The following is a 12,247-nucleotide window of genomic DNA, read 5'->3' on the forward strand; positions in this document are numbered from 1 at the left end:
TTTTATCGAGCATAACGCTGATATCGCGCGCTCAGACACGAGCCTTGCGCACACCCTCGGACAGCGCCGCGCACAGGCTCAAGACACCGTCGACAGCCTGCGCAGGCGTATCGGCACTGGCGATGTGATCGATCAGCGCCGAACCCACCACCACACCATCGGCCAGCCGCGCGATCGCCGCGGCCTGCTCCGGCGTACGAATACCGAAACCGATGCTGATTGGCAGATCGGTGTGTCGACGCAGGCGGGCAACGGCCTCTTCGACGTGCTCCAGCGTCGCCGCGCCAGCACCGGTCACACCGGCGACCGACACGTAGTAGACGAAACCGGAGCTACCGTTGAGGACCTTCGGCAGACGCGCGTCGTCGGTGGTCGGCGTGGTCAGGCGGATGAAGTCCAGACCGGCAGCCTGGGCCGGGTCGCACAATTCGGCGTTGTGCTCGGGCGGCATGTCGACCACGATCAGGCCATCGACGCCGGCGTCTTTGGCTTCGGCAATGAAGCGCTCGACGCCAAACTTGTGGATCGGGTTGAAATAGCCCATCAGCACCAGCGGCGTGTCGCTGTTGCCTTCGCGGAATTCCCGAACCATTTGCAGGGTTTTCGCCAGATTCTGCTGAGCACCCAAGGCACGGATGTTGGCCAGCTGAATCGCCGGGCCATCAGCCATCGGGTCGGTGAACGGCATGCCCAGCTCGATCACATCGGCACCGGCGCCGGGCAAGCCTTTGAGGATCGCCAGCGAAGTGTCATAGTCAGGGTCACCGGCGGTGACGAAGGTCACCAGTGCGGCGCGATTCTGTTCCTTGAGGGCAGCAAAACGGGTTTGCAGGCGGCTCATCAGTGTTTCTCCTGCTGGGAAGTTTCCATGTGGTGCATGACGGTCTGCATGTCTTTGTCGCCGCGACCGGACAGGTTGATCACCATCAGGTGATCTTTCGGCAGCTTCGGTGCGCGTTTGAATACTTCAGCCAGAGCGTGGGCGCTTTCCAGGGCAGGAATGATCCCTTCCAGACGGCAGCATTTGTGGAACGCCTCAAGGGCTTCGTCGTCGGTGACCGAGGTGTACTGGACGCGGCCGATGTCATGCAACCAGGCGTGTTCCGGGCCGATGCCTGGGTAGTCGAGGCCGGCGGAAATCGAGTGCGCGTCGATGATCTGGCCATCATCGTCCTGCAGCAGGAACGTCCGGTTGCCGTGCAACACGCCCGGAACGCCACCATTGAGGCTCGCCGCGTGTTTGCCGGTTTCGATGCCGTAGCCTGCGGCTTCAACGCCGATGATCTCGACGCTTTTGTCGTCGAGGAACGGGTGGAACAGGCCCATGGCGTTGGAGCCACCGCCAATGCAAGCGACAAGGCTGTCTGGCAGACGACCTTCCTGAGCCTGCAACTGATCGCGGGTTTCCTTGCCGATCACTGCCTGGAAATCACGGACCATCGCCGGATATGGGTGCGGGCCGGCCACGGTGCCGATCAGGTAGAAGGTGCTGTCGACGTTGGTCACCCAGTCACGCAGCGCTTCGTTCATTGCATCTTTCAGGGTGCCGGTGCCGGCAACGACCGGAATCACTTCAGCGCCGAGCAATTTCATGCGGAACACGTTGGCCTGCTGACGTTCGATGTCAGTGGTGCCCATGTAGATCACGCAATCGAGGCCGAAACGCGCAGCAACAGTGGCGGTCGCCACGCCGTGCATGCCGGCGCCGGTCTCGGCGATGATGCGCTTCTTGCCCATGCGCCGCGCCAGCAGGATCTGGCCAATGCAATTGTTGATCTTGTGCGCGCCAGTGTGGTTCAGCTCTTCGCGCTTGAGGTAGATCTTTGCGCCGCCGCAGAATTCGGTCAGGCGCTCGGCGTAATACAGCGGGCTCGGACGTCCGACATAGTCACGCTGGAAGTAGGCCAATTCCTCTTTGAACGCAGGATCTTCCTTGGCCGCTTCGTATTCGCGCGCCAGCTCGAGGATCAGCGGCATCAGGGTTTCGGCGACATAGCGGCCACCGAACGCACCGAACAGGCCGTTATCGTCCGGGCCGTTGCGCAGGTTGGAAGTGTGCGAAGTCTGGGTCATGGTGTGCTCCAGGTGAATTCGGGTCAAAAGACAATGACCACCACTCTACCCCTGACCTTCTACGCTGAAAACCGATAAGATCGCCGCAACCTGTCAGGAAAACTCACAGATACCATGAACCAGGATCTCCCTCCCCTGAATGCCTTGCGCGCATTCGAAGCGACTGCCCGGTTGAACAGCGTCAGTCAGGCTGCCGAGCAGTTGCACGTGACTCACGGTGCGGTCAGTCGGCAGCTGAAAGTGCTGGAAGAACACTTGGGCGTGAGTCTGTTCGTCAAGGACGGCCGCGGCTTGAAACTCACAGATGCCGGCGTGCGGCTGCGTGATGCCAGTGGCGACGCGTTCGATCGTTTGCGCGGCGTGTGTGCGGAGCTGAGCCACAACAGCGCCGATGCGCCGTTTGTGCTGGGTTGCTCGGGCAGCTTGCTGGCGCGCTGGTTCATTCCACACTTGGGACGGTTGAATGCCGACCTGCCGGATTTGCGTCTGCATCTGTCCGCCGGCGAAGGTGACCTCGATCCACGCCGACCCGGGCTGGACGCATTATTGCTGTTCGCCGAGCCACCGTGGCCGGCGGACATGCAGGTCTACGAACTGGCCGCCGAGCGCATCGGGCCGGTGATGAGCCCGCTGTTTACCGGTTATCAAGCCTTGCAGGCCGCGCCCGCTCAAGCGCTGCTCGACCAACCCGTGCTGCATACGACTTCGCGCCCGCAAGCCTGGCCAAGCTGGGCGCAGCAGAACGACCTCGACCCCAGAGCGCTGAAGCTCGGGCAAGGCTTTGAGCATTTGTATTATCTGCTGGAGGCTGCGGTGGCGGGGCTTGGCGTGGCAATCGCGCCGGAGCCGCTGGTAACAGAAGACTTGAAGGCCGGTCGCCTGGTTGCGCCATGGGGCTTTTGCGAAACCCCGGCGCAACTGGCGTTGTGGCTACCCAAGCGCGCCGCTGACGGACGCGCCCGGCAACTGGCGCAGTGGCTGAAAAACGAACTGCGCCAGACCGATCACTCGCCGCGCTTGAACAGGAAATAAGCGGCAAGCAGGCCGATGGCACCGACCGCAACGCCGGCCGTGGTCCATGGGTGTTCCTGGGCGTAATCGCGAGTGGCAATGCCGGTTTCGCGGGTTTTGACTTTGACTTCTTCGTAAGCATCGCTGAGCAGGTGACGCGAATGTTTCAGCGCACTTTCAGCATTGCTTTTCAACGCCTTGAGGGTCTTGCGCGACTCGTCCGAAGCATCGTCTTTGAGGCTTTCCAACGATTTGAGCAGACTCTCGATCTCCGCTTCCATGCTTTGCAACGAGGCTTTGCGTAACGAGGTGTTGGCCATGGTGGCTCTCCTGCATTGGTGATGAGTGGCGTGTGTTGGTTGGGACTTCAGCGCATCGAGAAAGTGCAGAAATTCTGAACTTCGGCAGCGCAGCGCCACCGAAATCAACAGAGCGAATCGCTGCTAGTCTCAATTCCACACGCCTTCCATCCCAAGGAGTTCGTTATGAGTGACCACCACACTTACAAGAAAGTCGAGCTGGTCGGCTCGTCCACCACCAGCATCGAAGATGCCATCAACAACGCACTGGCTGAGGCAAACAAGACCCTGCGTAATCTGGAGTGGTTCGAAGTCACCGAAACCCGCGGCCACATCGAAAACGGCCAGGTTGCGCATTTTCAAGTAACACTCAAGGTCGGTTTCAAGATTGCCAGCAGCTGAGTTTGGTCTAGTCTTCTGAACTTGCGCGCTGGCCGAGTGCCATAGGAATGGCAATGCGCTACAGGGTGGTTGCATCGAGCGAACGGCTCGGTGCCCGCCTCTTTCAATCCGACCAGGGAGTGCGACCGATGAAGAAGTTCATGTTGGCAGTAGGTTTGTTGAGCCTTGCGGGTGGTGCGTTCGCAGCCGGCAAGCCATGTGAAGAGCTGAAAAGCGAAATCGCGGCAAAGCTCGACGCCAAGGGCGTTTCCGGGTATTCGCTGGAGGTTGTCGACAAGGGTGCGGCAACTGACGGCAAAGTTGTCGGCACCTGCGAAGGTGGCAGCAAGGAAATCGTCTACAAGCGCGGTTGATCGCGCCTGAAATGCAAAAGCCGACGTGGATGCGTCGGCTTTTTTATGTCCTGTTTTTCGATAGGAGTGAGCCTGCTCGCGATGGCGGTGTAACCATCAGCAATCCAGTGACCATGCAAACGCTATCGCGAGCAGGCTCACTCCTAAAGGGGGCGGCGTTATCCTTTCATGACCTGTGCCAGCAATTCGTAGGAATGCAGGCGATCGGCATGCTCATACAAGTCGCAGGTAAAAATCAGCTCATCCGCCTGGGTCTGCTCAACCAGCACCTGCAGTTTGGCGCGGATCTTCCCTGGGCCACCCACCATCGCCAGGCCAAGGAAATCACCCACCGCTTCCCGCTCGTGTGGCAGCCACAGGCCGTCCATGCTCTTCACCGGCGGACGCTGCACCAGACTTTGCCCACGCATCAGCGCGAGAATGCGCTGGTACACCGACGTCGCCAGATAATCCGCCTGCTCGTCGGTGTCCGCCGCAACCAGCGGCACGCCGAGCATCACATACGGCTTGTCGAGCACTGCCGACGGCTTGAAGTGATTGCGATAGACGCGAATCGCCTCATGCATGAAGCGCGGCGCAAAATGCGAGGCGAAGGCATATGGCAAACCGCGCTCACCCGCCAGTTGCGCGCTGAACAGGCTGGAACCGAGCAGCCAGATCGGCACATTGGTACCGGTACCCGGCATTGCAATTACCCGTTGTTCCGGGGTGCGTGGGCCGAGGTAGCGCACCAGCTCGGCAACGTCTTCGGGGAAATCGTCAGCGCTGCCGGAACGTTCACGGCGCAACGCGCGTGCGGTCATTTGATCGGAACCGGGCGCGCGGCCCAAGCCGAGATCAATGCGCCCTGGGTAGAGACTTTCCAGCGTGCCGAACTGCTCGGCAATCACCAGCGGCGCATGGTTGGGCAGCATCACACCGCCGGAACCGACACGAATACTCGACGTACCGCCGGCCAGATAACCGAGCAGCACCGACGTCGCCGAACTGGCGATGCCATCCATATTGTGGTGTTCCGCCACCCAGAAGCGCGTGTAGCCGAGTTTTTCGACATGCTGCGCCAGGTCCAGCGAATTGCGCAGCGACTGCGCCGGGCTGCCGTTTTCGCGCACTGGCACCAGGTCGAGGGTGGAAAATTTTACGTCGGACAGTTGTTTCATAAACCTGCGTCTCCGAGTGGGAAGGCAGGTTTTTCTTGCGAACGAAAACCTGCCAGATCCATAAGCGTGTTTCATGCAATGAGGGCATATACCCGAGTTTCAATAGACGCGTCGAAATTTCCTACTAAAAAAGTCAAGGATTCAGCCAGGCTGAACTTTGTTCTGCGGTCTATCCTCAGAAGCCTTGCTAGTGAAAACCACGACGGCGCGGCGTTCCGCGCCCTATTTGAGGAGGCAGACATGGCTATCGTGAAAAAGGCATCGGCGCATTGGGAAGGTGATCTGAAAACCGGTCTGGGCTCGATTTCCACCGAAACCGGCGTGCTCCGAGAAGCGCCTTACGGCTTCAAGGCGCGCTTTGAGGGCGGCAAGGGCACCAACCCGGAAGAACTGATCGGCGCCGCGCATGCCGGCTGCTTCTCCATGGCGTTTTCGATGATTCTCGGCGATGCGGGCCTGAAGGCCGACAGCATCGACACCAACGCTGAAGTCACCCTCGATCAGGTCGACGGCGGGTTTGCGATCACTGCGGTGAAGCTGATCCTCAAGGCGAAGATTCCAGGTGCGACCCAGCAGCAGTTTGAGGAATTGAGCAACAAGGCCAAGGAAGGGTGCCCGGTGTCCAAGGTGCTGAATGCGAAGATTACGCTGGAAGCTTCGCTGGTCAGCTGATTTTCACAGCTGATTCAGGGTTGGCAGTGCCGACGCCTTCGCGAGCAGGCTCGCTCCCACAGGAGGGAAGGCTCCTCTGTGGGGGCGAGCCTGCTCGCGAAAGCGATTTGAGAAACAGCGTAAAACTTGAAGGTGTGAGCAAAGTCAGAACCCGCTCTATAGAAATGTGGTCGAATAACTGACAGCAGCTTCAGCGCACGCCCGTGCGCGCTGCCTCAAGGAGCTTCATCGATGAAACGTATTGGCTTGGCGATCCTTTGCAGTGCACTGGCCACTTCCGCTATCGCAGCCCCCAAGAACTGCGAAGAACTCAGAAAGGAAATCGAAATCAAGATTCAGGCGAAGGCGATCCCGTCATATACCTTGGAAATCATCACCAAGGAGGAGGCGAAGCAGCACGATTCAGCCATGATCGTTGGTTCTTGCGAGAACGGTAAAAAGAGAATCATCTACCAGAAAAACGACAGCTGACCCGCTAGATGATGCAGTTGAACTCGCGATCTTCGGCAACGATTTCCCGTTTCGCGTTGTATAACCGCGCACTCGGCGTAAACGCCAGCGAGCGACCCTCCAGCAGATAACGCTGACCCGCCTCGAAATGCTCGTAACGAATGGTCAGGTAGCACAAGCGCTCGGCCGGGCCGGTCAGCAAGCTGCCGCCGCCACCGAATACTTCGAAATCGAAGCGCACGCGAAGTTCATGGCTGCCGGGGGTAACCTGAAAGAAACGTCCGTCGCTCAGGCGTTGGTTGTCCAGACGCTCGGCCATCAATAACTTGCCGCCGGGGCTTGGCGTCGAGAACTCGACCCAGGCCATTTGCGGATCAACCGGAGGCAGCGGCGTCTGGCAACCGGCGAGCAGACTGACAGCTAGCAACAACAGCACTTGGCGCATGATCAATGTCCACGGATCGGAACATTCAGCATAGCGCCGATCAGCTGCTCTGGCAGCCCGCCGGCGTGGCTTGGCCAACCACTTTGCGCTGTTCGTCATACAGTTTGGCCCATGGCCGGAAGCCAATACTGCCGGCCTGCAATTGATAGCGCTGGCCGGCGTTGAAGTCCTTGAATTTGACGCTCAACCGGCAATCGCGCCAGAGCGGCTCAGCGCCAGGGCCGATATTGGTAGCTTCGACCGGGAACTGATAACGCACCTTCAGCTCATGGCTACCGGGCTGGACTTCAAAGTAGCGCTTGTCTACGGCTGCTTGCGTATCGACCTGCAGCGCTTGCAGCGCCGTGTCCTGTTGCCGGGCGTCGAGATCGATCCAGGCTTGCGAGGGGTCAGGGTCGGGCATGCCGAATCCGGCACAACCGGCCAGCGTCAGCAGGCCCCCTGTCAGCATCAACTTGCGCATAGCGGTGCTCCTGAAGGCGGGATAGTCTTGCGGGCAGACTCTCCGGGGGATTTCTTATTTTGATCAGGCCGTTTCCAAGCCTTGGGTTACTTGATCGCGTTTTTCCGATTTTGTTTCCGGGTGTGTTGTTTTTGTTGCTCAACGGTTGTGCCAGCGTCAGTTATTACAGCCAGTTGGCCAGTGGGCAGTTGCAATTGCTGCACGCGCGCGAACCGGTACAAAACGTGATCAACGACCCGAGCCGCGACGCGACGTTGCGCGCCCACCTGGCGCAATCGCAGAAGGCCCGCGCCTTTGCCAGTGAGCATCTGCACTTGCCGGACAACCAGAGCTACCGGCTATACGCCGACATCGGTCGGCCGTTCGTGGTGTGGAATGTGTTTACCACTGCCGAATTTTCCCTGATCCCGCAAAATCATTGTTTCCCGATTGCCGGGTGTGTGGCCTACCGCGGCTATTACAGCCAGAGCGCGGCGCGGGGCGAAGCCGCGATCCAGCGCTTGAACGGTATGGATGTGTCGATTGGCGGCGTCGAGGCCTATTCGACACTCGGCTGGTTCAACGACCCGATTATCAACACGATGATGGGCTGGGGTGACGAGCGCCTGGCCACACTGATCTTTCATGAGCTGGCGCACCAGCGCTGTTATGTGCCGGACGACACCGAATTCAATGAGTCCTTTGCCACATTCGTCGAGCAGGAAGGCACCCGGCAATGGCGCGCGTTTCGCGGGTTGCCGGCGGATAACGCTTCGCGGCTCAAGCAGCGCGACCAGTTCATTGAATTGGTCCTCGGTACTCGCTCACGCCTGGAGACCTTATATGCGCAGCCATTGCCAGCCGAGCAAATGCGCGAGCGCAAAGCGACGGAGTTCGAGCGTTTTCGGCGCGATTATCGGGCGCTGCGTGACAGCGAATGGGCCGGCGACAAGCGCTATGACGCCTGGGTCGATGCACCGCTGAACAATGCGCGATTGTTGCCGTTTGGGTTATATGACCAATGGGTGCCGGCGTTTGCGCAGTTATTCAGGCAAGTCGGCGGGGATTGGCTGAAGTTTTATACCGAGGTTGAGAAGCTGGGCAGGCTGCCGATGGCTGAGCGCAAGGTGGCGTTGAAAGCCTTGGCTCAATCCTGATCTTTTGGGGCGTAACCCGCCCCTTCGCGAGCAGGCTCGCTCCCACATGGGGTAGAGGTGTCCTGTGGGAGCGAGCCTGCTCGCGAAGGCTATTTCATCAACGCTGCAGAAACGCCTGATGCAATTTATCCAACGTCTCGAAGTGATAAGCCGGCGCTTCGGCATTCAACTCTTCAAAGCTGCCAAACCCATACCCCACCGCCGCCGCATCCAGGCCGTTGCTGCGGGCGCCGATCAAGTCATGCTTGCGGTCGCCGATCATCAACGTATCGGCCGGGTCCAGCCCTTCTTCCTGCAGCAAATGCGCGATCAGCTCGACCTTGTTGGTCCGCGTGCCATCCAGCTCACTGCCGTAAATCACCTTGAAATGCCGCGCGAAATCAAAATGCCGGGCAATCTCGCGGGCGAACTCCCACGGTTTCGACGTGGCGATAAACAGCTGTCGTCCCTGCCCGCTCAAGGTTTCCAGCAACGGCGTGACGCCATCGAACACCCGGTTTTCATACAGGCCGGTGACTTTGAAGCGCTCCCGGTAGAAATTCACCGCCTGCCACGCCTTGGCCTCGTCGAACGCGTAGAACTGCATGAACGCCTGCAGCAGCGGCGGGCCGATGAAGTGTTCCAGTCTGGTCAGATCCGGCTCGTCGATGCCGAGTTTGCCGAGGGCGAACTGGATGGAACGGGTGATGCCCTCACGCGGATCGGTCAGGGTGCCATCGAGGTCGAACAATACGGTCTGGTAATGCATGGATAATCCTGGGCAGTCGCGATTGCGCTTCAGAGTGTGTCGTAGCGTTCGGCCAGATGCAGATCCTTGAGCTTCACGTAGTTGGCGGCACTATAAGTGAAGAAGGCGTTTTCCTTGTCGGTCAGGGCTCGCACCTGTTTCACCGGGCTGCCCACGTACAGGAAGCCGCTTTGCAGGCGCTTGCCCGGTGGCACCAGGCTGCCGGCGCCAATGATCACATCGTCCTCGACCACCGCGCCGTCCATGACAATGCTGCCCATGCCGATCAACACGCGGCTGCCGATGGTGCAGCCGTGCAGCATGACTTTGTGAGCGATAGTCACATCGTCGCCGATCAGCAACGGGAAACCATCGGGGTTGAACGGGCCGGCGTGGGTGATGTGCAGCACGCAACCGTCCTGCACGCTGGTGCGCGCGCCGATGCGGATGCGGTGCATGTCGCCGCGGATCACGGTCAGCGGCCAGACGGAGCTGTCTTCGCCGATTTCGACGTCGCCGATCACCACCGCGGAGCCGTCGACAAATGCGCCTTTGCTCAACTGCGGGGTGTGTTGCTGGTACTTGCGAAGGGCCACGATTAGTTCTCTCTCTGTCGCCGATAGCTGCGGTGAGTGTCGATTGTAATTAAGATGGGCGCATGTTTCTTCCAGCCAAGGTGCCAACCGTGAGCGTGAACAACCCTCTGCTGCAGTCCTACGACCTGCCACCGTTCTCCACGATCCGTGCCGAACACGTCCTGCCGGCCATCGAAACCATTCTGGCCGATAACCGCGCGGCCATTGCCGAAATTCTCAAGAGCCAAGGCCAGCACCCGACGTGGGCCGGTCTGGTATTGGCGATGGACGAACTCAATGATCGTCTCGGCGCTGCCTGGAGCCCGGTCAGCCACCTCAACGCCGTGTGCAACAGCGCCGAATTGCGTGAAGCCTACGAGTCGTGCCTGCCAGCCCTGAGCGCCTACTCCACCGAGATGGGCCAGAACCGCGAACTGTTCCAGGCTTATGAAGCGCTGGCCAACAGCCCGGAAGCCGCCGGTTTTGACGTCGCGCAAAAGACTATTCTCGAACAGGCGCTGCGTGACTTCCGTCTGTCGGGTATCGACCTGCCCGAGGCCGAACAGAAGCGTTACGCCGAAGTGCAGAGCAAGCTGTCCGAGCTGGGCAGCCGTTTCTCCAATCAACTGCTCGACGCCACTCAGGCGTGGACCAAGCACGTCACCGACGAAGCCGCCCTCGCCGGCCTGACCGATTCGGCCAAGGCGCAAATGGCCGCCGCCGCGCAAGCCAAAGGCCTCGACGGCTGGCTGATCACCCTCGAATTCCCGAGCTATTACGCGGTAATGACCTATGCGCAGGACCGTGCGCTGCGTGAAGAAGTCTACGCGGCCTACTGCACCCGTGCCTCGGATCAAGGTCCGAACGCCGGCCAGAACGACAACGGCCCGGTAATGGAACAGATCCTCGACCTGCGTCAGGAACTGGCAAAACTGTTGGGCTTCGCCAGCTTCTCCGAGCTGAGCCTGGCCACCAAAATGGCCGAGTCCAGCGATCAAGTGCTGAGCTTCCTGCGTGATCTGGCCAAGCGCAGCAAACCGTTCGCCGAGCAGGATCTGCAACAACTGCGTGCCTACGCCGCCGAACAGGGCTGCGCCGATCTGCAAAGCTGGGACAGTGGTTTCTACGGTGAAAAACTGCGCGAACAGCGTTACAGCGTTGCCCAGGAAACTTTGCGTGCGTACTTCCCGATCGACAAAGTACTGAGCGGCTTGTTCGCCATTGTTCAACGTCTGTACGGCATCGAAATCGCCGAGCTGAAAGGCTTCGACACCTGGCACCCGGACGTGCGCCTGTTCGAAATCAAGGAAAACGGCGAGCACGTCGGGCGCTTCTTCTTCGACCTCTACGCTCGCGCCAACAAGCGTGGCGGTGCCTGGATGGACGGCGCCCGCGACCGCCGCCGCACCGTCGACGGCGTGCTGCAAAGCCCGGTGGCCAACCTGGTGTGCAACTTCACCCCGGCCGACAGCGGCAAACCAGCGCTGCTGACCCATGATGAAGTGACCACGCTGTTCCACGAGTTCGGTCATGGCCTGCACCACCTGCTGACCCGCGTCGATCATGCTGGCGTATCGGGCATCAATGGCGTGGCGTGGGATGCGGTCGAGCTGCCGAGCCAGTTCATGGAAAACTGGTGCTGGGAGCCGGAGGGCCTCGCACTGATTTCAGGTCACTACGAAACCGGCGAGCCGCTGCCGCAGGATCTGCTGGAAAAAATGCTCGCGGCGAAGAACTTCCAGTCCGGCCTGATGATGGTCCGTCAGTTGGAGTTCTCTCTGTTCGACTTCGAACTGCACGCCACTCACGGCGATGGCCGCAGCGTTGCGCAGGTGCTCGAAGGCGTGCGCGACGAGGTCTCGGTGATGCGACCACCGGCGTACAACCGCTTCCCCAACAGCTTCGCGCACATCTTCGCTGGCGGTTATGCCGCCGGTTACTACAGCTACAAGTGGGCTGAAGTGCTTTCCGCGGATGCCTTCTCCAAATTCGAAGAAGACGGCGTGCTCAACGCGCAAACCGGGCGCGCCTTCCGCGAGGCGATCCTGGCCCGTGGCGGTTCGCAGGCACCGATGGTGCTGTTCGTCGACTTCCGTGGCCGTGAACCGTCGATTGACGCACTGTTGCGCCACAGCGGCCTGAGTGAGGACGCGGCAGCATGAGTGAGGGGCCTGTGATTACTAAAAAACGCTTTATCGCCGGGGCGGTCTGCCCGGCGTGCAGCGAGCCGGACAAACTGATGATGTGGAACGAAGACGGCGTGCCGCACCGCGAATGCGTGGCCTGCGGTTATTCGGACACGCTCAATGAGCAAGGACTGTCGGTGCCCAAGGAATTGGGCACGCGGGTCAACACCAGCGCGCTCAAGCCGCCAGCGGACAAGAAAGTCCAGGCGGTGCAGTTTTTCCCCAATCCGAAACTGAAGAAAAAGACCGACGAGTAAAATCACCCCTCCGAGGTGGTATTCCTTTACCGCCTCGC

General features: G+C 60.0%; 16 protein-coding genes. 8 read left to right on the top strand and 8 right to left on the bottom strand.

The annotated features are described in order from the left end of the window. Nucleotides 1–31: 31 nt before the first annotated feature. Both trpA and trpB read right to left on the bottom strand, forming a co-directional pair. Nucleotides 32–841, bottom strand: coding sequence for a tryptophan synthase subunit alpha (gene trpA, locus V6F91_RS09240; RefSeq protein WP_332763676.1), 810 nt, complete (start codon nucleotides 839–841; stop codon nucleotides 32–34). Continuing rightward, nucleotides 841–2,073, bottom strand: a complete 1,233-nt coding sequence (trpB, locus tag V6F91_RS09245) for a tryptophan synthase subunit beta (RefSeq protein ID WP_332763678.1) — start codon at nucleotides 2,071–2,073, stop codon at nucleotides 841–843. The genes trpA and trpB overlap by 1 nt, the downstream gene beginning before the upstream one ends. A gap of 114 nt (nucleotides 2,074–2,187) precedes the next feature. Between trpB and V6F91_RS09250 the strand changes: the two genes are divergently transcribed. After that, nucleotides 2,188–3,105 carry a LysR family transcriptional regulator gene (locus V6F91_RS09250; RefSeq protein WP_332763680.1) on the top strand — a complete coding sequence of 306 codons (918 nt, stop codon included), beginning with the start codon at nucleotides 2,188–2,190 and terminating at the stop codon, nucleotides 3,103–3,105. Here the strand turns inward: V6F91_RS09250 and V6F91_RS09255 are convergent. Continuing rightward, nucleotides 3,078–3,404: a DUF883 family protein gene (locus V6F91_RS09255; protein WP_039757078.1), complete on the bottom strand. Its 327-nt coding sequence runs from the start codon at nucleotides 3,402–3,404 to the stop codon at nucleotides 3,078–3,080. The two genes, V6F91_RS09250 and V6F91_RS09255, sit on opposite strands and share 28 nt — an antisense overlap. 165 nt (nucleotides 3,405–3,569) lie before the next feature. On the opposite strand from V6F91_RS09255, the gene V6F91_RS09260 reads away from it, so the two are divergent. Both V6F91_RS09260 and V6F91_RS09265 read left to right on the top strand, forming a co-directional pair. Then, complete coding sequence (locus V6F91_RS09260; protein WP_090288024.1) at nucleotides 3,570–3,785, top strand: dodecin; 216 nt, start codon at nucleotides 3,570–3,572, stop codon at nucleotides 3,783–3,785. Nucleotides 3,786–3,913: 128 nt separating this feature from the next. Then, nucleotides 3,914–4,138: a DUF1161 domain-containing protein gene (locus tag V6F91_RS09265; protein WP_332763685.1), complete on the top strand. Its 225-nt coding sequence runs from the start codon at nucleotides 3,914–3,916 to the stop codon at nucleotides 4,136–4,138. Nucleotides 4,139–4,296: 158 nt separating this feature from the next. Here the strand turns inward: V6F91_RS09265 and V6F91_RS09270 are convergent, their stop codons facing one another. Then, the gene (locus V6F91_RS09270; protein WP_332763687.1) at nucleotides 4,297–5,298 is read right to left on the bottom strand and encodes an LLM class flavin-dependent oxidoreductase; all 1,002 of its coding nucleotides are present in this window, start codon (nucleotides 5,296–5,298) and stop codon (nucleotides 4,297–4,299) included. A 240-nt stretch (nucleotides 5,299–5,538) separates the two neighbouring features. On the opposite strand from V6F91_RS09270, the gene V6F91_RS09275 reads away from it, so the two are divergent. Both V6F91_RS09275 and V6F91_RS09280 read left to right on the top strand, forming a co-directional pair. After that, on the top strand, nucleotides 5,539–5,970 hold the full coding sequence (locus V6F91_RS09275; protein ID WP_016772308.1) for an OsmC family protein: 432 nt from the start codon (nucleotides 5,539–5,541) through the stop codon (nucleotides 5,968–5,970). A 231-nt stretch (nucleotides 5,971–6,201) separates the two neighbouring features. After that, on the top strand, nucleotides 6,202–6,441 hold the full coding sequence (locus V6F91_RS09280) for a DUF1161 domain-containing protein (RefSeq protein WP_332763691.1): 240 nt from the start codon (nucleotides 6,202–6,204) through the stop codon (nucleotides 6,439–6,441). A 4-nt stretch (nucleotides 6,442–6,445) separates the two neighbouring features. Here the strand turns inward: V6F91_RS09280 and V6F91_RS09285 are convergent, their stop codons facing one another. Next, nucleotides 6,446–6,865: a hypothetical protein gene (locus tag V6F91_RS09285; RefSeq protein WP_332763694.1), complete on the bottom strand. Its 420-nt coding sequence runs from the start codon at nucleotides 6,863–6,865 to the stop codon at nucleotides 6,446–6,448. A 40-nt stretch (nucleotides 6,866–6,905) separates the two neighbouring features. Further along, the gene (locus V6F91_RS09290) at nucleotides 6,906–7,328 is read right to left on the bottom strand and encodes a hypothetical protein (protein WP_203420208.1); all 423 of its coding nucleotides are present in this window, start codon (nucleotides 7,326–7,328) and stop codon (nucleotides 6,906–6,908) included. A gap of 59 nt (nucleotides 7,329–7,387) precedes the next feature. Between V6F91_RS09290 and V6F91_RS09295 the strand changes: the two genes are divergently transcribed. Further along, entirely contained in the window at nucleotides 7,388–8,464 is a 1,077-nt protein-coding gene (locus tag V6F91_RS09295; protein ID WP_332763698.1) for an aminopeptidase, read from the top strand. 97 nt (nucleotides 8,465–8,561) lie between these two features. Here V6F91_RS09295 and V6F91_RS09300 read toward each other — a convergent pair whose 3' ends face one another. Both V6F91_RS09300 and V6F91_RS09305 read right to left on the bottom strand, forming a co-directional pair. Further along, on the bottom strand, nucleotides 8,562–9,212 hold the full coding sequence (locus V6F91_RS09300; protein WP_332763700.1) for an HAD family hydrolase: 651 nt from the start codon (nucleotides 9,210–9,212) through the stop codon (nucleotides 8,562–8,564). 29 nt (nucleotides 9,213–9,241) lie between these two features. Next, nucleotides 9,242–9,787 (bottom strand): gamma carbonic anhydrase family protein, encoded by a 546-nt coding sequence (locus V6F91_RS09305; RefSeq protein WP_332763702.1) that lies wholly within the window; start codon nucleotides 9,785–9,787, stop codon nucleotides 9,242–9,244. Nucleotides 9,788–9,849: 62 nt separating this feature from the next. Between V6F91_RS09305 and prlC the strand changes: the two genes are divergently transcribed. Continuing rightward, nucleotides 9,850–11,928 carry an oligopeptidase A gene (prlC, locus tag V6F91_RS09310; protein ID WP_332763704.1) on the top strand — a complete coding sequence of 693 codons (2,079 nt, stop codon included), beginning with the start codon at nucleotides 9,850–9,852 and terminating at the stop codon, nucleotides 11,926–11,928. Next, nucleotides 11,925–12,209 carry a YheV family putative zinc ribbon protein gene (locus tag V6F91_RS09315; protein WP_090288005.1) on the top strand — a complete coding sequence of 95 codons (285 nt, stop codon included), beginning with the start codon at nucleotides 11,925–11,927 and terminating at the stop codon, nucleotides 12,207–12,209. The genes prlC and V6F91_RS09315 overlap by 4 nt, the downstream gene beginning before the upstream one ends. Nucleotides 12,210–12,247 lie beyond the last annotated feature (38 nt).

The organism is Pseudomonas koreensis, from assembly GCF_036668835.1.
Classification (GTDB): domain Bacteria; phylum Pseudomonadota; class Gammaproteobacteria; order Pseudomonadales; family Pseudomonadaceae; genus Aquipseudomonas; species Aquipseudomonas koreensis_I.

Excerpts from the sequence above, each read along its gene's own strand:
- trpA (WP_332763676.1), bottom strand. The coding sequence starts at position 841 with ATGAGCCGCCTGCAAACCCGTTTTGCTGCCCTCAAGGAACAGAATCGC.
- trpB (WP_332763678.1), bottom strand. The coding sequence starts at position 2,073 with ATGACCCAGACTTCGCACACTTCCAACCTGCGCAACGGCCCGGACGAT.
- V6F91_RS09250 (WP_332763680.1), top strand. The coding sequence starts at position 2,188 with ATGAACCAGGATCTCCCTCCCCTGAATGCCTTGCGCGCATTCGAAGCG.
- V6F91_RS09255 (WP_039757078.1), bottom strand. The coding sequence starts at position 3,404 with ATGGCCAACACCTCGTTACGCAAAGCCTCGTTGCAAAGCATGGAAGCG.
- V6F91_RS09260 (WP_090288024.1), top strand. The coding sequence starts at position 3,570 with ATGAGTGACCACCACACTTACAAGAAAGTCGAGCTGGTCGGCTCGTCC.
- V6F91_RS09265 (WP_332763685.1), top strand. The coding sequence starts at position 3,914 with ATGAAGAAGTTCATGTTGGCAGTAGGTTTGTTGAGCCTTGCGGGTGGT.
- V6F91_RS09270 (WP_332763687.1), bottom strand. The coding sequence starts at position 5,298 with ATGAAACAACTGTCCGACGTAAAATTTTCCACCCTCGACCTGGTGCCA.
- V6F91_RS09275 (WP_016772308.1), top strand. The coding sequence starts at position 5,539 with ATGGCTATCGTGAAAAAGGCATCGGCGCATTGGGAAGGTGATCTGAAA.
- V6F91_RS09280 (WP_332763691.1), top strand. The coding sequence starts at position 6,202 with ATGAAACGTATTGGCTTGGCGATCCTTTGCAGTGCACTGGCCACTTCC.
- V6F91_RS09285 (WP_332763694.1), bottom strand. The coding sequence starts at position 6,865 with ATGCGCCAAGTGCTGTTGTTGCTAGCTGTCAGTCTGCTCGCCGGTTGC.
- V6F91_RS09290 (WP_203420208.1), bottom strand. The coding sequence starts at position 7,328 with ATGCGCAAGTTGATGCTGACAGGGGGCCTGCTGACGCTGGCCGGTTGT.
- V6F91_RS09300 (WP_332763700.1), bottom strand. The coding sequence starts at position 9,212 with ATGCATTACCAGACCGTATTGTTCGACCTCGATGGCACCCTGACCGAT.
- prlC (WP_332763704.1), top strand. The coding sequence starts at position 9,850 with ATGTTTCTTCCAGCCAAGGTGCCAACCGTGAGCGTGAACAACCCTCTG.
- V6F91_RS09315 (WP_090288005.1), top strand. The coding sequence starts at position 11,925 with ATGAGTGAGGGGCCTGTGATTACTAAAAAACGCTTTATCGCCGGGGCG.